15 protein-coding genes are annotated in these 19,151 nt (G+C 40.6%); 3 read left to right on the top strand and 12 right to left on the bottom strand.

The features are described from left to right. The first annotated feature begins 205 nt into the window (after positions 1-205). Positions 206-2,377 carry an alpha-amylase family glycosyl hydrolase gene (locus WKT11_RS17745; RefSeq protein ID WP_117845596.1) on the top strand — a complete coding sequence of 724 codons (2,172 nt, stop codon included), beginning with the start codon at positions 206-208 and terminating at the stop codon, positions 2,375-2,377. Positions 2,378-2,614: 237 nt separating this feature from the next. Here WKT11_RS17745 and WKT11_RS17740 read toward each other — a convergent pair whose 3' ends face one another. The 4 genes from WKT11_RS17740 to WKT11_RS17725 form a co-directional block, all read right to left on the bottom strand. Beyond that, the gene (locus tag WKT11_RS17740; protein WP_118137356.1) at positions 2,615-5,176 is read right to left on the bottom strand and encodes an HAD-IC family P-type ATPase; all 2,562 of its coding nucleotides are present in this window, start codon (positions 5,174-5,176) and stop codon (positions 2,615-2,617) included. 206 nt (positions 5,177-5,382) lie between these two features. After that, positions 5,383-5,832 (bottom strand): Fe-S cluster assembly scaffold protein NifU, encoded by a 450-nt coding sequence (gene nifU, locus WKT11_RS17735; RefSeq protein WP_008704067.1) that lies wholly within the window; start codon positions 5,830-5,832, stop codon positions 5,383-5,385. Between the two features lie 24 nt (positions 5,833-5,856). Continuing rightward, the gene (gene nifS, locus WKT11_RS17730; protein ID WP_117676999.1) at positions 5,857-7,038 is read right to left on the bottom strand and encodes a cysteine desulfurase NifS; all 1,182 of its coding nucleotides are present in this window, start codon (positions 7,036-7,038) and stop codon (positions 5,857-5,859) included. Positions 7,039-7,055: 17 nt separating this feature from the next. Then, positions 7,056-7,532, bottom strand: coding sequence for an RrF2 family transcriptional regulator (locus WKT11_RS17725; protein ID WP_118137360.1), 477 nt, complete (start codon positions 7,530-7,532; stop codon positions 7,056-7,058). A 236-nt stretch (positions 7,533-7,768) separates the two neighbouring features. Here WKT11_RS17725 and WKT11_RS17720 point away from each other — a divergent pair, with 236 nt between their 5' ends. Together WKT11_RS17720 and WKT11_RS17715 are read left to right on the top strand one after the other, a co-directional pair. Continuing rightward, positions 7,769-9,112 carry an oligosaccharide flippase family protein gene (locus tag WKT11_RS17720; RefSeq protein WP_118137362.1) on the top strand — a complete coding sequence of 448 codons (1,344 nt, stop codon included), beginning with the start codon at positions 7,769-7,771 and terminating at the stop codon, positions 9,110-9,112. Positions 9,113-9,158: 46 nt separating this feature from the next. Further along, on the top strand, positions 9,159-10,190 hold the full coding sequence (locus WKT11_RS17715; RefSeq protein WP_118411339.1) for a 3-deoxy-7-phosphoheptulonate synthase: 1,032 nt from the start codon (positions 9,159-9,161) through the stop codon (positions 10,188-10,190). A gap of 285 nt (positions 10,191-10,475) precedes the next feature. Here the strand turns inward: WKT11_RS17715 and xerD are convergent, their stop codons facing one another. The 8 genes from xerD to WKT11_RS17675 form a co-directional block, all read right to left on the bottom strand. Continuing rightward, positions 10,476-11,360, bottom strand: coding sequence for a site-specific tyrosine recombinase XerD (gene xerD, locus WKT11_RS17710; protein ID WP_117677003.1), 885 nt, complete (start codon positions 11,358-11,360; stop codon positions 10,476-10,478). Positions 11,361-11,872: 512 nt separating this feature from the next. Then, positions 11,873-12,454: a hypothetical protein gene (locus tag WKT11_RS17705; protein WP_117677016.1), complete on the bottom strand. Its 582-nt coding sequence runs from the start codon at positions 12,452-12,454 to the stop codon at positions 11,873-11,875. A gap of 157 nt (positions 12,455-12,611) precedes the next feature. After that, positions 12,612-14,171, bottom strand: coding sequence for a ribonuclease Y (gene rny / locus WKT11_RS17700; protein ID WP_117677004.1), 1,560 nt, complete (start codon positions 14,169-14,171; stop codon positions 12,612-12,614). Positions 14,172-14,321: 150 nt separating this feature from the next. Next, a complete protein-coding gene (locus tag WKT11_RS17695; RefSeq protein ID WP_178762239.1) occupies positions 14,322-14,894 on the bottom strand; it encodes a regulatory protein RecX in 573 nt (190 codons plus the stop codon). Between the two features lie 2 nt (positions 14,895-14,896). Further along, positions 14,897-15,958, bottom strand: coding sequence for a recombinase RecA (gene recA, locus WKT11_RS17690; RefSeq protein WP_117677006.1), 1,062 nt, complete (start codon positions 15,956-15,958; stop codon positions 14,897-14,899). Positions 15,959-16,266: 308 nt separating this feature from the next. After that, positions 16,267-17,721 (bottom strand): glycogen synthase GlgA, encoded by a 1,455-nt coding sequence (gene glgA, locus WKT11_RS17685; RefSeq protein WP_117677007.1) that lies wholly within the window; start codon positions 17,719-17,721, stop codon positions 16,267-16,269. Between the two features lie 53 nt (positions 17,722-17,774). Then, positions 17,775-18,581, bottom strand: coding sequence for a sporulation transcription factor Spo0A (gene spo0A, locus WKT11_RS17680; RefSeq protein WP_117677008.1), 807 nt, complete (start codon positions 18,579-18,581; stop codon positions 17,775-17,777). Between the two features lie 150 nt (positions 18,582-18,731). Next, entirely contained in the window at positions 18,732-19,088 is a 357-nt protein-coding gene (locus WKT11_RS17675) for an HD-GYP domain-containing protein (RefSeq protein WP_117677009.1), read from the bottom strand. Between the last annotated feature and the right edge of the window lie 63 nt (positions 19,089-19,151).

Raw genomic sequence — 19,151 nt, 5'->3', positions numbered from 1 at the left:
TATCTCATGATATCAGGGTTAATAATTCAAAAAGTCATATGTACATGCATGATAATACTTTTAACCCTAGTACAGCGAATATTAAGTAACTGCTTTCCGTAAATCAACCGATTGGTACACCAGAGCATTTCACATGATTTCAGAGGCGCAGTTTTAAGGCTGCGGCTTTCTGTATATATTTTTTCATAAACCAGGGAGGAATATTATGGCTAAAAAAAGACTCCAGAAGAAGCATTCTTCAGCAACAGTCAGAAAACAGGAAACTGAAACATTAAAGGTAACTACCTCTAAAACAGAACCTGTTAAAGTAGAAACTTCTAAAGTTGAACCAATCAAAGTGGAAACTTCTAAAGTAGAGCTTGTCAAAGTGGAAACTTCCAAGGTAGAGCCTGTTAAGGTGGAAACTTCTAAGACAGAACCAACCAAAGTGGAAACTTCCAAAACTGAGCCAATCAAAGTGGAAACTTCTAAAACTGAACCGATTAAAGTAGAAACTTCCAAAACTGAACCAGCTAAGCTGGAAATGCCTGCTGATCTCGCTGTATATAATGAGCGTTTCCAGAAGCATTACGATGAATTAAAATGGTTATACTGTGAATTATATCAGGATCGCGATGATGTCATGACATATCTCAATGACCTCACATCTAATATGAAGACCTTTTATAATGGAAGAAATGCAGCATTAAGAGCATCTGACAGCAAACGTGAAGCAGATCCTAATTGGTATAAACGCAATGACCTGTTAGGTATGATGATGTATGTAAATAACTTTGCGCATACTTTAAAGGGTCTGGAAGAGAAACTGGACTATGTACAGGAATGCAATGTAAACTATCTGCATCTGATGCCTCTGCTCGCATCACCGGAAGGTAAAAGTGATGGTGGCTATGCAGTTGCTGATTTCCGTACCGTTCAGCCGGAACTTGGCACTATGGAAGACTTTTCAGAGTTAACAGCCAAATGTCACGAACGAGGCATTAATATCTGCCTTGATTTCGTTATGAACCACACATCCGAGGATCACGAATGGGCAAAACGCGCACGCGCCGGTGAAAAAGAATATCAGGATCGTTATTTCTTCTTTGATTCCTACGATGTTCCTGCTCTCTACGAGCAGACCTGTCCTCAGGTATTCCCGACTACTGCGCCTGGCAACTTCACATGGCTGGATGATGTACATAAACATGTTATGACCACATTTTATCCATATCAGTGGGATTTAAATTACAGAAATCCTGTTGTATTTAATGAGATGGTTTATAACATGCTGTATCTTGCCAACCAGGGCGTTGATATTGTACGTCTTGATGCAGTTCCTTATATCTGGAAACAACTTGGCACAAACTGCCGCAACCTGCCTCAGGTTCACACTATCGTGCGTATGATGCGTATGATCTGCGAGATCGTATGCCCGGGAGTTCTGCTCCTCGGAGAAGTTGTTATGGCTCCTGAAAAAGTAGTTCCATACTTTGGTACACTTGAGAAACCAGAATGCCATATTCTGTATAACGTTACGACAATGGCAAGTACCTGGCATACTGTTGCCACTAAGGATGTATCTCTTCTTCGCAGACAGCTGGATATTCTTGGTTCACTTCCTAAGGAATATGTATTCCAGAATTATCTGCGCTGCCATGATGATATCGGCTGGGGATTAGATTATGATTTTCTTAAGAACTTCTCTATCGATGAAGTGTCCCATAAGAAGTTCCTTAACGATTTCTTTACAGGAAAATATCCGGATACATTTGGACGTGGTGAACTCTACAATGACGATCCTCGCCTGGGTGATGCAAGACTTTGCGGAACTACTGCTTCTCTTTGTGGAATCGAGAGATTCGGATTTGAGGGAAATACTGCGGGTGTGGACAGAAGTGTACGTTATGATATCACATTACATGCGTTTATGCTTTCCCAGTCCGGTATTCCGGTTATCTACAGTGGTGATGAGATCGGCCAGTTAAATGACTATGCTTATAAGAATAATCCAAATAAAGCAGCTGATTCCCGTTATCTCCACAGAGGAGAATTCAACTGGTCTCTTGCTCCGAACCGAAATATCGCTGACACTGTACAGGGTAAACTTTTCCATGCACTGGATCATCTGGAACATATCAGAAGTGAGCACAACGTCTTTGATACAAATGCATCTCTTCGCACTATCGATACATGGGATTCTTCTATCCTTGCACTTGTTCGTGAAAATGATGATGAGAAATTTATCGGTATCTACAACTTCAGTGATCAGGATAAGGTTGCATGGATCAATGAAGATGATGGTATGTATACAGACCTTATCACAGGTCACGAGATGGAAGCTAAGGGCGTTATGATTCCGGCATTTGGATGCTTCTGGCTGTGTAGAAAAAAATAATATCAGATTTGTATCAGTTTAGTTGACAAAGGCGATATTAAACCATCTGTTATTTTCATATGTAATAACGCAAATAAGGACAACCCGTATTTTTCGCGGATTGTCCTTATTTTTTAACCCATATACATTTTATTGCAAGAAAGAATCCTGTTTGCGGAATTCTCCGTCTGTGTTGGGTTGTTTTAGCAACATAATTCCTCTCCGTCGCAGTGCGATCCTTCCCGGAGGACTTCTGTCTTATTTCTGTACTCTTTCCAGAAATCTTGCAAAAAATCCCCTATCCTTATCTTCTTTATCCAGAGATTTCTCGTAAATTCTTCTGATCCATTCTGTGATTGTTTCAATCAGAATCGGAGAAAATGTCATCAGGACGAATACAAGGATAATCATTCCGAATTCCAGTGATCCCAAGGTCAATAGTTTCTGTAATACTACAGCACTTATAAAAAATGCAAATTGCATTCCATAAATGATTACTTTTCTATATGTGTTCAACGGCGAGTAAACTGTACGCAGAGCAGACATATAATTCCATCCGGTAACAAGAACACATGCTGTATTTAACATTACATTGGAATGATATACATTCTGGCAGACCAGCATGATCGTAAATACGCATCCGGTGATTGTAACAGCCGCCGGGAAGGCGTTCATAAATACATGTCTTAAAAATGTATGGTCAATTTTATTATAATTGTTTTCCTGTGTCAGAAGAAATGTCGGAATGCCTACCGCGCAGGCACTAATCAGAGACATCTGTATCGGCTCAAACGGATATGCATCTCCAAAGAAAATCGTAATCAATGCTAAAAGTACAGAAAAAATTGTTTTTATCAGGAACATAGATGCCGCACTTCGGATATTATTTACTACACGTCGTCCCTGATTCACAATATGCGGCATTGCTCCAAAATTAGAATCCAGTAAGACCACATTTGCGATATTCTTGGCTGCATCACTTCCTGCTGCCATGGCAATGCTGCAGTCTGCCTCTTTTAATGCCAGTACGTCATTTACACCATCACCGGTCATAGCTACTGTATGTTTCTGAGCCTGAAGCGCCTGAACCATCTGTTTCTTCTGCTGTGGTGTCACACGTCCGAAAACACTGCATTCTGCAACTGCACGCTGCATTTCATCAGGAGTAGTAATTGTTGTCGCATCAATATAATGATCCGCATTCTTTAAGCCTGCTTTCTTTGCAATCGCTGAAACTGTCACCGGATCATCTCCCGAAATTATCTTAAGGTCAACTCCCTGACTGTCAAAGAAAGCCAGCGTATCTGGTGCTTCTGCACGAATCACATCTGTAATAAGGAATAATCCCATCGGCTCCAGTCCTGCCGGGCGTTCAGTTCCTTTCGTTTCCTGCTCGCTGTATGCCAGAACAAGGATACGAAATCCTGCTTCTGCATATTTGCTGCAATACGCCAGAAGTTCTTCATTTTCTTCCGGAAACAGAAACTGTGCAGCTCCCATCAGGTAAGTTCCTTTTCCTTCAAATACGGCTCCACTGTATTTTCTGTCCGATGAAAACGGAATAACATGAACCGGTTTTAAGTCAGACTTTGCCGAAAATTTCTCTCTAAGGGCATCTGCTGTTGCATTTTGGTCATGCAAAACTGACATAAGATTTCCCATAATATGGTTAATCTCCTGGAGTTTCCGTCTATCCTCCTCTGTGATATCCTTATTTAAATCGTCTGATTGTGACATTTTCGCATCAACTTCTGAGTCAGCCACTTGTAATATTGTTTTTTCACCTTCAGTATTTACTGTTGCTGACGCTTCCGCTTTCAAATCAATTATCTGCGGCTCTGTTTTTTCAAGAGAGACGGCTTTCACTCCAGCGTTCTGTCCGGCGGTATACAACTGTACATCTTCGACGCGCATAGTTCCTTCTGTGATCGTTCCGGTCTTATCCAGACAAAGTGTATCAACTCTTGCCAGGGTTTCTATACAGTAAAGCTCCTGTACCAGGGTCTTCTTAGTTGCAAGAACCATAGAACCAAGTGTCAACGCCACACTTGTCAGCAGCACAAGTCCCTCCGGAATCATTCCAAGTACAGCTGCCACCATATTTACCACGGAATCTTTCAGCGTATCTCCCACGATAAAATACTGTTTATAAAACAGCATCGCACCTAAAGGAACGATAATAATACTGATTACTTTCAAAATCGCATTCAGAGAGTTACGTAATTCTGAATTATGGCGTTTAAATTCCTTTGCTTCACTTGTGATCTGTGCGGCATAGTTATCCTTTCCGACGTGAATTACCTGACAACAGGCTTCTCCAGATGTCACAAAGCTTCCTGAAAAAAGTTCATCTCCCTGGTTCTTGGTCAAATTATCTGACTCACCAGTCAGCAGAGACTCATTTACTTCCACCGCTCCTTCCAGTACTTTCACATCTGCCGGTACCTGATCACCTGTCTTCAGGAAAATCAGATCATCAATCACCAGCTTCTCTGTGGAAATACTCCATTTCTTTCCTTCACGCAAAACAACTGTTTTACTTTCCGTAAGGATTGCAAGCTTATCGATTGTCTTCTTTGCCCTGATCTCCTGAACAATACCGATTACCGTATTGATCAGGATAATTCCCATAAACATGGAATTCTTATAAGATCTCACAAAAAGGACCAGCACCAGAAGTACAAGGTTCAGAAAGTTGAAAAACGTAAGTGTATTCTCCAAAATAATCTGCTTGTACGTCCTGGTATTTGGGTTCTCGTTGACATTAACTTTTCCTTCTGCAATCCTCTCCTGCACCTGTTCATTCGTAAGTCCTGTCATCTTTACCTCCTGCAGAAAATAGATAAATTGTTAATGAGACCAAAACGAACAGTAACTGCCCGCTTTGTAATGATATCAGGGTCAAAAGACCTTTTGATCCTAACTTCACAATATAAAACACAGGGCAGATGATGAGTATCATCCGCCCCTTCTTTTAATATAACGATTTCAAATCACAAACAGATTCAGCTTTCTGAAAAAACTGATTAATATTCTTCCTCTTCTGCTTCTTCACCTTCGTGAATATCAGACTTCGGTTTCTTAAGACCTTTAATCTCAATGTGATGTTTCTGGGCATAGTCCCATAAAGCAGCATGGATTGCTTCCTCTGCAAGCAGAGAGCAGTGAACTTTTACTGGCGGAAGTCCGTCAAGAGCTTCCATAACAGCTTTATTTGTAACTTCCATAGCTTCTTCGATAGTTTTTCCCATTACCATCTCTGTTGCCATGCTGCTGGTTGCTACTGCTGCACCACATCCAAATGTTTTGAATTTGCAGTCTTTGATGATATGTGTCTCATCATCAATATCAAGGAAAATTCTCATGATATCACCGCATTTTGCATTTCCTACTGTTCCTACGCCACTTGCGTTCTCTATTTCTCCAACATTACGTGGATGCTGAAAATGATCCATTACTTTCTCACTGTAAGCCATTTGTATTTCCTCCTGTTATCCTGCTTATTTCTGTTTTTTCATAAAGTCTTCATATAATGGAGACATGCTTCTTAAATGTGCTACAATTTCTTTCAGTCTGTCTACTGTGAAATCTACATCTTCCATTGTTGTCTCTTCGCTGAGAGTCATACGCAGAGAACCATGTGCGATCTCATGCGGCAGACCGATTGCCAGAAGTACATGAGACGGATCAAGAGAACCTGATGTACATGCAGATCCGCTTGATGCACAGATTCCATAATTATCAAGCATCAGAAGAAGGGATTCGCCTTCTACAAACTGGAAGCTGACATTTACATTATTTGGAAGACGTTTTACACGATCTCCGTTTACTTTTACATATGGAATTTCTGTCTCAATTCTGTGAATCAGATGATCTCTGATAGCGATTTCTTTCTCTGTACGCTCTTTCATAGAAGCGTTCGCGCGAGCTGCTGCTGCACCGTATCCAACGATTCCCGGAACATTTTCTGTACCGGCACGACGTTTACGTTCCTGTGCTCCGCCATGTACGAAAGAACGAATCTTCACACCTTTACGGATGTATAAGAAACCGATTCCTTTTGGTCCGTTAATCTTATGTCCGCTGGAACTTAACATATCAATATTGCATTCATCTACATTGATCGGAACCTGGCAGAATGCCTGAACAGCATCTGTATGGAAAAGAACGCCATGCTCTTTTGCGATACGGCCGATTTCTTTAATTGGCTGGATAGAACCAATTTCATTGTTTGCAAACATAACAGAAATCAGGATTGTCTCTGGTGTGATAGCTTTCTCAAGTTCATCCAGTTTCACAATACCATTCTCATCTACATCTACATATGTGATCTTCGCGCCGCGTTTCTCCAAGTATTCACATGTATGAAGAATTGCGTGATGCTCAATCTTTGTTGTGATGATGTGGTTTCCTTTTGATTTATATGCTTCGAAAGTTGCTTTCAAAGCCCAGTTATCAGCTTCAGATCCACCGGCTGTAAAATAAATTTCTTCTTTCTTTGCACCAAGAACTTCTGCGATCTGCTCTCTTCCTTTTGTGATCGCTTCTTTGCTCTTGCCTGCAAAATCATAAATACTGGACGGGTTGCCATAATATTCTGAAAAATATGGCAGCATTGCCTGGACAACCTCCGGTGCTGTTTTAGTTGTTGCTGCATTGTCCAGATAAATCATTTTTCCCATTTTCTTGTCCTCCTGTTTTATTTAAGTATGTCTGACACCGTTTCCTTTGTGTTCAAACTTTCCATTTTTTCTTCATGTACTCTTCTGCTTTCATTGATCAGCTGACCAAGCATCAGGGTATCCACAGCGTTTGTAATACTGTCGTTAATTCTCTTCCAGACGAGTTTCGCCACACAGACATCGCTGCCATGACAGGTTCCATCGTTCTCGATCCCAGGGCAGGCTGCTGCTTCCAGGCTGCCTTCCAGCACTCGCAGGACTTCACCGACCGAGATCGCATCTGCCGGCTTGCCAAGCTGATAACCGCCATAGGCACCTCTGCTGCTCTTTACCAGACCAGCTTTCTTAAGCATGGCCATAAGCTGTTCGAGATAGCTTGTGGAAATATCCTGTCTTTCTGCAATGCTCTGTAAAGAGACTGCTTCATTTTCGCTGTGTAATCCCAGGTCTATCAACGCTTTCAAACCATAACGTGCTCTTGTTGACAGTTTCATTTTCTCACCTCGTTTTTTAATTCCCAGTGTTTCCCTCGGATTTCATGATTACTTTACCAGAAACTATTTGTTCTGTCAAGGCTGTTTTGTACATATATTGCTGTAAAAGCGTTATTAAGGTTACTGTTCACTCCGTGCCCAGTAACACGCTTCATGATGCACAGACCTTACGGGACATCAGTAGTGAATAGTAAGCATTATTACGCAGCAAACTTAAAAGGGCTGAAAACTTTATTATGTCAAAAATGCTTTTTATAAAGGGGACTTTACTACTTACTTTTACCGGACTGCTTAGCAGACTTTTAGGCTTCTTTTACAGAATATTCCTTTCTCATACGATCGGTGCACATGGACTGGGACTTTTCCAGCTTGTTCTTCCTTTGCAGCTTCTGGTAATGGCTGTTTGCGCCTCAGGTATACAGTCAGCGATTTCCCGCCTTACAGCTTCAGAAACTGCCCTTCATACCCCCAGACACGCCGGTGATTATTTCATCATTGGCACGATATTTTCTATTATGTTTTCTTTGTTCCTTTCCTGGATTCTTTATGCTCATGCGGATTTCTGGGCTACACAGATTCTCAAAGAGTCCCAAACTGCCATTCTGATACAGATACTGTCTTTTAGTATCCCTTTAAGTACACTTCATACTTGTGTTAACAGTTACTATTTTGGCAGAAAAAAAGCAGGTTTTCCGGCAGGGGTACAGCTTCTCGAACAGATTTTTCGTGTAGGCGGCTGTTATGTTCTCTACCTTATTTTTGAATCACAAAAACGTACCATTACTCCGGCGATAGCGGTTGGCGGAAATCTTATCGGGGAAATCGCCTCTTCTTTTATTTCTCTTTTTGCTGTCAGTATGCATTTAAAGAAAACAGATTATACTTTTTCACATATAAAAAATTCTGGCCGGATTTTAAAAAATCTGTTTCAGATTTCTATGCCTCTTACTTTAAACAAAATACTTCTGACCGTTCTCAGCAGTATGGAAGTCATTCTCATCCCTGCCAGATTACAAATGTCTGGATTAAGTGCTAAAGACGCATTAAGTATTTACGGTATTTTTACCGGTATGGCTCTTCCTCTCATCCTGTTTCCTGCAACGATCACAAATTCAGCCGCTGTTATGCTGCTTCCTTCCATCACAGAACTCCAGACACTTGGTTACCAGAAGCGGATACAATATGTGGTTCACCAGATTTTCAGATATTGCCTGCTGTTTGGCGGTTTTTGTATGATCCTGTTTTTATTTTTCGGAGAATTTTTCGGAAACTTTTTGTTTCACAGCCAGACTGCCGGTACTTATATTCACACTATGGCATATATCTGCCCTTTTTTATACCTCAATACGACTCTCACCAGTGTATTAAACGGACTTGGCAAATCAGGAACCTGCCTGATTCACAGTATGATCAGTATCTGTATCCGGGTATGTTTTGTATTATTTGCTATTCCAGTTTTCGGAATACGTGGATATCTGTATGGAATTCTCTGTGGAGAGCTTGTTCTTACCCTGCTTCATATGTATGCATTATCCGAAAAATATTTTCCCTATCGACATTCAGATAAGAATGGTTTATAATAAATGCCGAAAAAGCGACACAAAAAGACACAAAGGAGATACAACCATGGGATTCGATTTTATCAAAAAATTACCAACCCCTGAAGAAATTCGCAATCAGTATCCCATTGATGCTGAAATTCAGGCCATTAAAGATGCAAGAGATAAGGAACTGCGTGATGTTTTTACCGGAAAATCCGATAAATTTCTTGCAATCATCGGTCCTTGTTCAGCAGATAACGAAGATGCTGTTTTGGATTATCTTACCAGATTACGCAATGTTCAGGAAAAAATAGCTGACAAGGTTCTGATTGTTCCACGTGTTTACACAAATAAGCCGAGAACAACAGGAGAAGGCTATAAGGGTATGGTTCACCAGCCGGATCCCGAAAAACAGCCAAACCTTCTCGAAGGTCTTATTGCAATCCGTAAAATGCATATTCATGCAATTCAGACCAGTGGAATGACATGCGCAGATGAAATGCTTTATCCAGAGAACTATCGTTATCTTTCCGACCTGCTTTCTTATGTAGCAGTAGGTGCACGTTCCGTAGAGGATCAGCAGCATCGCCTTACTGTCAGCGGTATGGAAGTTCCAGCAGGTATGAAGAACCCTACCAGCGGTGACCTTGCAGTTATGCTTAACTCAGTTGTTGCAGCACAGGGCGGACATCGTTTCATTTACAGAAGCTGGGAGGTAGAGACTACCGGTAATGAACTTGCTCATACGATTCTTCGTGGTGCTGTAAACAAACATGGCGAAGCAATCCCAAACTATCATTACGAAGATCTTCGTCTTCTCTGGGAAAAATATCAGGAAAAGAACCTGAAAAATCCGGCTGTTATTGTTGATACTAACCACTCCAATTCTAATAAACAGTATGACCAGCAGGTTCGTATTGCCAAAGAAGTTCTTCACAGCCGTCAGGTTAATCCGGAACTTCATACTCTGGTTAAAGGTCTTATGATCGAGAGTTATATTGAGCCAGGCAATCAGAAGATCGGATGTGACCATATTTATGGAAAATCCATCACAGACCCATGTCTTGGATGGGAAGAATCCGAGCGTCTTCTGTATACAATCGCTGAAATGTGCTAGTGTGCCGACAAGTTGATTCTTGAAACAATCTTGCAGGATAAATTTTCTTATTTCAAGGCGGAGGAGAGAGGCGTAGCGGTGGCTACGGCGACCGACGACAACGCGGAAATAAGAAATTTAGACGTAAGATTGTTCAAGAAATCAACTTGTTGACACACTACTGTGCCATTTCGTAATTTTTTTACGCAAAAAGCTTCCACCAAATACGGCGGAAGCTTTTTATTTTTAAATAGACACTATCATCCATTTTTCTTTTTTAACATTTATAGATACGCACTGTGTATATCAATGACGTGGGTGTGTTTTCATATACACATCCCGCATCTTGTTCATATTCATACCCAGATAAACCTGCGTAGTAGAAATATCTGAATGTCCCAGCATTTCCTGAACACTTCGTATATCTGCGCCATTCTGAAGCATATGTACTGCAAAGGAATGGCGCAGCGTATGCGGCGCAATATCTCTCTTAATCCCGGCATCATCCGCATATCCTTTCAGCACCTTCCAGAATCCCTGACGACTCATCGCCTTCCCGGAACAATTTGTAAATAATGCAGTTTCTTTTTCATCTTTTACAAAAGTAGTTCTGGATGTCTTCAAATATCGTTCCATAGCCTTTTTACACGGAAGTCCGATAGGAATAATCCTCTCTTTTCCATTCTCATGGCAGACTACATATCCAAATTGAAGATTCACATCAAAAATCTGCAGGTGTAGCATCTCGCTTACACGCATACCTGTAGCATATAATAATTCCAGCATTGCAGAATCTCTTATCCCTTTTGGTGTATCCAGATTCGGCTGCTGAAGCAGTTTATCTACCTCTTCTATCGTGAGTATCTCCGGTGCTTTTTTCTCAACCTTCGGTGGTTTCAGATTTTCTGCCGGATCTTTTGTAATTACGCCTTCTTTCCACAAATACTGAAAAAACGCTCTCATAGATGCAACACTTCTTGAAATAGAGGATGATGCAAATTTCTCACGTTCCATATAACTTATGTATCCTTCAAGTTCAAGTTCTTTCACATCTTTATAATTTCTGATTCCCCGTTCTTCCAGAAATTCTGCCATTTTTTTCAAATCTCTTTTATAAGAAATTTCTGTATTTGTAGATGTTTTCTTTATATCATGCAGATATGTGATAAATTCCCTTATTTCTATATCCATATTCCCACGCTTCCGTTCCCTTTTATTGTTTATCCTATGTAGCAGATAATGACATCCCCAACATTTTAGCTAAATATCAAAATATATCCAAACACAAAATACACATCTGATTCATCATTGAAATAGTAAGGAAATAATGTGTATTTATTTAATCGAATCAAGTAAGTCCCCTGCTTCAATTGCGAAAAGCAATAAGCAGTGGGTGGGGACTTGCTTGTATCAGGAGGAGTGCAAGCTCCTTCTGATAAACTGCGGAGCAGTTATTCGGTGTAGAGCTACGTAGCGAAGCGGATTGCGAATATCCGCTTGACCATCACCAAACCATAATAATACTCGTCATAGCACTTCTGATCCGTTATTATTCTAAAATGTATATGTATTATACTGTTTATTTTACATAAAATCAAACCCTTTTTTTGCCTTAAAGCGCGGTATTTCAAGCCTTTTCAGCATGATATACTATATCTCGGAGATTTTATGACAACCAACACTAAATATGGTAAATATATCATTCAAAAAATTTTAATATATTCCAGAATTTTACTGATAATCCAGGGATTTACGAAACATTCTACAAGGATTCCCAGAAAATATAGCAGAAAAGCAAACATCATTCTACGTAAATACATACTTATCTTTCCGAAAATTAAACCTTTATTTTTCCATATTTCCGATGACATTATCCATTCCTGTTCCATAGAATACAACCAGACCGGAATATAAAATAAATATTGGGGAAGCAAAAGTCCCATACCGATCACTCCGCCCGCAAATCCAAATTCCAGTATGGATGCAGACATTATAATACCCGTATAGAGTCCGGAAGCTATAAGTGTTATAACAGAAAGAGGCTCGCCAAAAACGGAAAATCCGCAGATTACATTCAGTAGATAAAAGCATCCTCTATACTTCATTATCTCTTTCAGATATTCTATTCCTGATATATCCTTTCCTGCAAATGTACTTAAAAAATAAATTGACGCCCAGGTTTTCTGCTGCCATTTTATTTTCCAGATAATGTTTGGTATCAGGTTCCCTGCCAGAAATCCTAAAAAGAATAAAAGCAAAACGGGAAATTTTCTTTTTCTTTTCATTCTCTCACCCTGTACCAGTTTACTTATCTTTCTTTTAAAATATTCCTGTGGAATTTCTTGCTGCACAAAAAAACTGTGCAGACTGTAATAATACAATCTACACAGTTTATATCTGCAAAGAACTATTTATTGCTGTTCACTCTCGTGTCCAATAATATTATTTAGCATAGTCAATTGCTCTGCTTTCGCGGATTACATTGATTTTGATCTGACCAGGATATTCAAGTTCTGCTTCAATCTGTTTTGCAATATCTCGTGCAAGGAGAACCATATCTGCATCATTTACATGCTCCGGTACTACCATTACACGAATTTCTCTACCTGCCTGAATAGCAAAAGATTTATCAACGCCCTTAAACTGATTCGTAATATCTTCCAGCTGTTTCAGACGATTTGTATAAGTCTCCAGCGTCTCTCTTCTTGCACCAGGTCTTGCAGCCGAAATAGCATCTGCTGCCTGTACGATACATGCGATCAGAGATTCCGGTTCTACATCACCATGATGGGATGCGACCGTATTAATGACGATCTGTGATTCCTTATACTTCTTACAGAGATCCACACCAATCTGAATATGAGATCCTTCAACTTCATGGTCAATTGATTTACCAATATCATGAAGAAGACCAGCTCTCTTAGCCATACGGACATCTACACCGACTTCACCAGCTAACATACCAGATAACTGAGCTACTTCGATAGAATGTCTCAAAGCATTCTGTCCGTAGCTTGAACGGAATTTCATACGTCCAAGAAGTTTCAGTAATTCCGGATGAATACCATGAACGCCAACGTCCATAGCTGCATTCTCACCATCTTCACGAATCTGCGCTTCTACTTCTTTCTGAGCTTTCTCAACCATCTCTTCGATTCTGGCCGGATGGATACGTCCATCTACGATCAGTTTCTCAAGAGCTACCCGCGCAATCTCACGACGAATCGGATCAAAGGCAGACAATACAACTGCTTCCGGTGTATCATCAATAATAAGATCTACACCTGTAAGTGTCTCAAGGGTACGGATATTACGACCTTCACGACCGATAATTCTTCCCTTCATCTCATCGCTTGGAAGCTGAACGACTGAAATGGTAGTCTCAGCTACATGATCAACCGCACATTTCTGAATGGCGTTGACTACATATTCCTTGGCCTTCTTACCAGCTTCTTCTTTTGCTCTGCTCTCCAGTTCTCTGTAAAGTCTGGCTACATCCACTTTTACATCATCTTCAACGGATCTGAGTAATTCTTCTTTTGCCTGTTCGGAGGTCAGACCTGAAACACGTTCCAGTTCCTGTACTCCTTTTTGCTCAAGTTCTTCTACTCGTTTTTCTTTTTTCTGCACCTCAGCTGCTCTCGCTGTGCATTCCGCTTCACGCTTCTCCACTGCATCTGCTTTCTTGTCAACCGCGGATTCTTTGGCTAATACACGGTTTTCATACTTCTGCAGTTCGTTTCTTCGTTCCTTGGTTTCTTTCTCCAGTTCATTTTTTGTACGGAGAGATTCTTCCTTCACTTCCAATAAAGCTTCTCTTTTTTTAGTCTCGGCTGTTTTCAGAGCTTCATCTATGATGCTTCTTGCTTTGTCTTCGGCTGTTCCAACGACTTCTGCATCCTTCTGGATTTTGTTGTTTACAGCGACTTTGCAAGTAACAGGAACCGCAATAAGTAGCGCGACTACCACAGCGACAATTGCAACAATAATTGTTGTTGTCACAGGAGCACCTCCTTATTTAGTTTTCATTGTACAAATACAACAATACAAGTTTATCTTTTTTTCATACTTATGTCAAGTTTTTCTAGGTAATTGTTTGAATATTTTTCCGATTTTGCTTACTGTCCAATACGTTTGCAGCGAACGATTTCGTTACCAGGCAGTCGTCCGGATATTCATATCTTCAAGCACACTTTTTATATCTGAATAGCTAAATCCCCTTCTTAACAGATACCCCTGCAACCGGCGCATTTCTTTTTCATCCAGTTCGGTATCGGGAGAGTATTTCTTCTCCACAGTCCGATACAGGATTTTCCTCTCATCAGGCATATTCAGCGCAGCCTCTTCTTCCCATGCAGACTCTGCTGTTTCCTTGTCTATTCCCTTGCTGATAAGTTCCTGTATAATCTTCTGGCGGCTCTTTGTATCCATTCTGTATGCAATATAAGTTCTGGCATATCGTTCATCATCTATGTATCCATAGGATTCTACATATGCCAGCGCATAATCTACTGCCCTCGGACTAAATCCTGTCTGGCGCAGTTTCTCTCTCAGCCCCCGTTCAGTGCGGTCCATATGTTCTAAGAGACGCATGGCTTTACGCCTTGCGTCTCTGTATTCCTCGGGTTCTTCTGTTAAATTTTTCTGTTGCTTCGTTGCAGACCTTCTCTTCAGCCTCTCCGCATTTTCAAGAAATTCTTTCAGATCTCCGAATGCATTTCCCATAATTATTCCTCAGAATCATCCTGTACGGAATCTGTTGCCGCAGTCTCTTGTGTATCGCCTTCTTCATCCGGCAAAAGATGATATTGGATTCTTACTTTCTTCTCAATCTCATCACAGATGTCAGTGTGCTCTTTGAGGAAAAGCTTCGCATTCTCACGCCCCTGTCCGATTTTATCTCCATTGTATGCATACCATGCACCACTCTTATTTACGATACCGCAGTCAGCTGCCAAATCAAGAATATCTCCCTCTTTGGAAATACCAGTTCCGAACATGATATCAAACTCTGCCTGTTTAAATGGCGGAGCTACTTTATTCTTCACAACTTTGATTCTGGTATGGTTACCTACCATCTCGCCACCCTGCTTCAGTGTCTCAACTCTGCGGACATCCAGACGAATGGAAGAATAGAATTTCAGGGCACGTCCACCTGTTGTTGTCTCCGGATTACCAAACATTACACCGACTTTCTCACGAAGCTGATTGATAAAGATAACAACGCAGTTGGATTTGCTGATAACTGCTGTAAGTTTACGGAGAGCCTGTGACATCAGTCTTGCCTGAAGGCCAACATGGCTGTCACCCATATCTCCATCAATCTCTGCTTTCGGTACAAGCGCTGCTACAGAGTCAACGATTACAATGTCCACAGCACCGGAACGTACCATAGTTTCTGTGATTTCAAGCGCCTGTTCTCCGTTATCTGGCTGTGATATGTATAAATTATCAATATCTACGCCGATATTCTTGGCATATACCGGGTCTAATGCATGCTCCGCATCAATAAAGCCGGCAATTCCGCCCCTCTTCTGCACTTCAGCTACCATGTGGAGCGCAACTGTTGTCTTACCACTGGATTCCGGTCCGTAGATCTCGATGATACGTCCCTTAGGTACGCCGCCTACTCCAAGGGCGATATCAAGGCTTAATGAACCGGTAGGAACTGTCTCTACCTGCATATTGGCTCCTGATTCTCCAAGTTTCATTACAGAGCCTTTCCCGTACTGTTTCTCAATATGTCCAAGTGCTGCTTCCAGCGCTTTCTGTTTTTCTTCACTTATCATTTATATAATCTCCTTATACGCATTCAGAACTTATGTTCGTTTTCTATTCATTATAGTATTATACTTTAAAGCGGATGTCAAGCTTTTTTGTTTTCTCTGAAAACAATTAATTTTTTTATGGTTACTGAGAACGGAGTGAACAGTAACTTTTTTATAGTTACTCAAAATCAAAGACAGCAAAAGCAGAGAATGCGCTTCTTTTGCATCCTCTGCTCTTTTGTGTTATTAATATGCATATTTTCTGCCTGATTCTCTTATAAACTATGGTGTATCATTCACTTTCAGCAAAATAATACAAAATGAATTTTTTATTCCGGTTTATCGCCGATCAGCCAATTGTACATTTCTTCATACTGGCGTGCGGAGTTGCCCCATGAGAAATCAGCTGCCATAGCGCGGTCAACCATTTTATTCCACTCACGTTTCTTGTCGTAGAAAATTTTCTCTGCATTACGTACAGTTGCAAGCATTTCATGTGCATTGTAATTTCTGAAAGAAAATCCTGTTCCTGTTCCTTCATATTCGTTATAAGGTTCAACTGTATCCTTAAGTCCGCCTGTCTCTCTGACAATTGGAAGCGTTCCATAGCGAAGACTCATAAGCTGGCTGAGTCCGCATGGTTCGAATAAGGACGGCATCAGGAATGCATCAGCAGCTGCATAGATACGATGAGACATTGTTTCATCATAATAAATCTGTGCAGATACCTTTCCATGATATTTCCAGTCAAAATGACGGAACATATTTTCATAACGTTCATCACCGGTTCCAAGAACTACAAGCTGGATTGCATCCTGACAAAGTTCATCCATAACATATGCAATCAGATCAAAACCTTTCTGATCTGTCAGACGGGATACAATACCAATCATCATGGCCTTTGGATCTTCCTGAAGTCCAAGGTCTTTCTGAAGCTGAATTTTATTTTTTACCTTTTCTTTTCTGAATGTAGTTGCGTTATATGTCTTTGTGATATATGGATCTGTCTCAGGGTTGAATACGTTATAATCAATACCATTTACGATTCCTCTCAGGCTGTTAGCCCTTGCGCACATAAGACCATCCAGTTTTTCACCATAAAATGGTGTTTTAATCTCTTCTGCATATGTATTACTTACAGTGGTGACTGCATCAGCAAATACGATACCACCTTTCAGATAGTTGGCATCTTTGTATGCCTCAAGTTTATCTGCTGTGAAATAGTAATCTGAAAGTCCTGTAATATTCTGAATTGTCTTAACATCCCATACACCCTGGAATTTAAGGTTATGGATCGTCATGATTGTCTTTATATTCCAGAAAAATTCATTCTGCTGGAAACTGTCATGCAGATATACAGGTACAAGTCCTGTCTGCCAGTCATGGCAGTGAATGATATCCGGTCTGAACCCGATAACCGGGAGAACGGACAATACTGCTTTTGAGAAGAATGCAAATTTCTCCAGATCCCAAGTTCCTCCATCGTATGGTTTCGGTCCGCTGAAGTAATATTCATTATCAATAAAGTAGAACTGAATTCCTTCATACTCCATATGCATGATTCCCACATAGCAGTTCTTGTATCCAAGATCCATGTAGAAATGTGTGATATAGTCCATTTTATCTTTCCATTCCTGTTTCATACAGGCATATTTCGGTAAAATCACACGAATATCAAAATATCTTTTATCAAAATATTTCGGCAAAGAGCCCGCTACATCTGCCAGACCTCCTGTCTTGATAAACGGAACTGCTTCAGATGTTGCAAATAAAATATTTTTCATGCGAAAAACCCTCCTTGGTAGCCTTTATTGTATAATTATACTCCAAAATATGTCTATTGAAAAGAGCGATTTTTATATTCCAGTCTGATTTTATCTGCAATCAAGGCAATAAATTCTGAATTTGTAGGTTTTCCTTTTCCGGTACTTACTGTATATCCAAATAATTCATCTATCGTATCCATTTTGCCTCTGCTCCATGCAACTTCTATCGCATGTCTGATAGCCCGTTCTACTCTGCTGGCTGTTGTCTGATGTCGTTTCGCAATCGTAGGATAGAGTATTTTCGTGATAGAATTCAGCATTTCCATGTCGTTCACTGACAAAATGATCGCATCGCGCAGATACTGGTAGCCTTTTATGTGTGCCGGCACTCCAATCTCGTGAATGATATTGGTCACATCTGTCTCAAGATTTCTTACCGGTACCTGTTTTTCTTCTGTTCTCTCCGTCTGGCGGCTGATTTCTCTCATTCTTCTCTCGCCTGCTCTGCGCGCATGTTTAATACGGTTCAGAAGCATTTTATTGTCAAAAGGCTTCAAAATATAGTAGTCTGCCCCAAGGCTGAACGCATCTTCTGTAATGCGTTCCTGGCCAACAGCAGAAACTACAATAAATACCGGCGCTTTTTTGAGGCTTTTGTCATGAGCAAACTTTTCCATAACAGCCAGACCATCCATTTTCGGCATAATGATGTCCAAAACAACAACGTCAGGTTCTTTTTCACGTATAATATTGCAGATTTCCTCTCCATTATGAGCCTTTCCTACCAATTCCAGGTCTTTATCTTCTTCTATGATCTGGCCAAGTACTTCCACCATTCTCTCATTATCATCTGCAACTGCCACATTTAATTTTTCCATGAGGCTATCTCCTCCCTGATTCTTCTACAAATAAAGTTTTTTCTCAACACATCTCATATTATAGAGGAATGAGAATGGAAAAATCAAGCTACGCAGAGTATTTTGTCCTATTTTCTGTCGACTGATTTGGTGTTTTTTCTTTCCTAATTATTATTTTTCGCTAAAGTTTGAGATTTTTGGACAGCAATCGAATTTTATTCCATCTGGCATCTGGCATCCAAGTTCTCTTTGGATTCTGTTCTGTCCGTCAAGCAGGCATTCCAGCAAAAGCTGATTGAACGCTCCGCTCTTTCCCTCAAGGATATTTCTAATTGCCTCTTTATGAGGAATTCCTTTCCTGTATGCGGATTCACTGACCAGAATATCATATGCATCCGCCAAAAACACCACCTGCGTTGCGATTGGAATCTCTTCTCCCTTTAAACCATCAGGGTATCCATTTCCATCATATCTTTCATGATTCCAGAATCCGTGTTCGCCCTTCCATTGTATTTCCTGCGTATTCATCCATTCTATGATTTGTCAGTGGCAAATAAAACTGATTTAACAGATAGCCATGTGCCGCATGTA

The sequence above is a fragment of the Blautia sp. HCN-1074 genome (assembly GCF_037890165.1).
In the GTDB taxonomy this organism is placed as follows: Bacteria; Bacillota; Clostridia; order Lachnospirales; family Lachnospiraceae; genus Blautia_A.
Note: the sequence above shows the minus strand (reverse complement) of the source record. Positions and strands in the feature narration are given on the sequence as shown.

Excerpts from the sequence above, each read along its gene's own strand:
- WKT11_RS17745 (WP_117845596.1), top strand. The coding sequence starts at position 206 with ATGGCTAAAAAAAGACTCCAGAAGAAGCATTCTTCAGCAACAGTCAGA.
- WKT11_RS17740 (WP_118137356.1), bottom strand. The coding sequence starts at position 5,176 with ATGACAGGACTTACGAATGAACAGGTGCAGGAGAGGATTGCAGAAGGA.
- nifU (WP_008704067.1), bottom strand. The coding sequence starts at position 5,832 with ATGGCTTACAGTGAGAAAGTAATGGATCATTTTCAGCATCCACGTAAT.
- nifS (WP_117676999.1), bottom strand. The coding sequence starts at position 7,038 with ATGGGAAAAATGATTTATCTGGACAATGCAGCAACAACTAAAACAGCA.
- WKT11_RS17725 (WP_118137360.1), bottom strand. The coding sequence starts at position 7,532 with ATGAAACTGTCAACAAGAGCACGTTATGGTTTGAAAGCGTTGATAGAC.
- WKT11_RS17720 (WP_118137362.1), top strand. The coding sequence starts at position 7,769 with ATGTCAAAAATGCTTTTTATAAAGGGGACTTTACTACTTACTTTTACC.
- WKT11_RS17715 (WP_118411339.1), top strand. The coding sequence starts at position 9,159 with ATGGGATTCGATTTTATCAAAAAATTACCAACCCCTGAAGAAATTCGC.
- xerD (WP_117677003.1), bottom strand. The coding sequence starts at position 11,360 with ATGGATATAGAAATAAGGGAATTTATCACATATCTGCATGATATAAAG.
- WKT11_RS17705 (WP_117677016.1), bottom strand. The coding sequence starts at position 12,454 with ATGAAAAGAAAAAGAAAATTTCCCGTTTTGCTTTTATTCTTTTTAGGA.
- WKT11_RS17695 (WP_178762239.1), bottom strand. The coding sequence starts at position 14,894 with ATGGGAAATGCATTCGGAGATCTGAAAGAATTTCTTGAAAATGCGGAG.
- recA (WP_117677006.1), bottom strand. The coding sequence starts at position 15,958 with ATGATAAGTGAAGAAAAACAGAAAGCGCTGGAAGCAGCACTTGGACAT.
- glgA (WP_117677007.1), bottom strand. The coding sequence starts at position 17,721 with ATGAAAAATATTTTATTTGCAACATCTGAAGCAGTTCCGTTTATCAAG.
- spo0A (WP_117677008.1), bottom strand. The coding sequence starts at position 18,581 with ATGGAAAAATTAAATGTGGCAGTTGCAGATGATAATGAGAGAATGGTG.
- WKT11_RS17675 (WP_117677009.1), bottom strand. The coding sequence starts at position 19,088 with ATGAATACGCAGGAAATACAATGGAAGGGCGAACACGGATTCTGGAAT.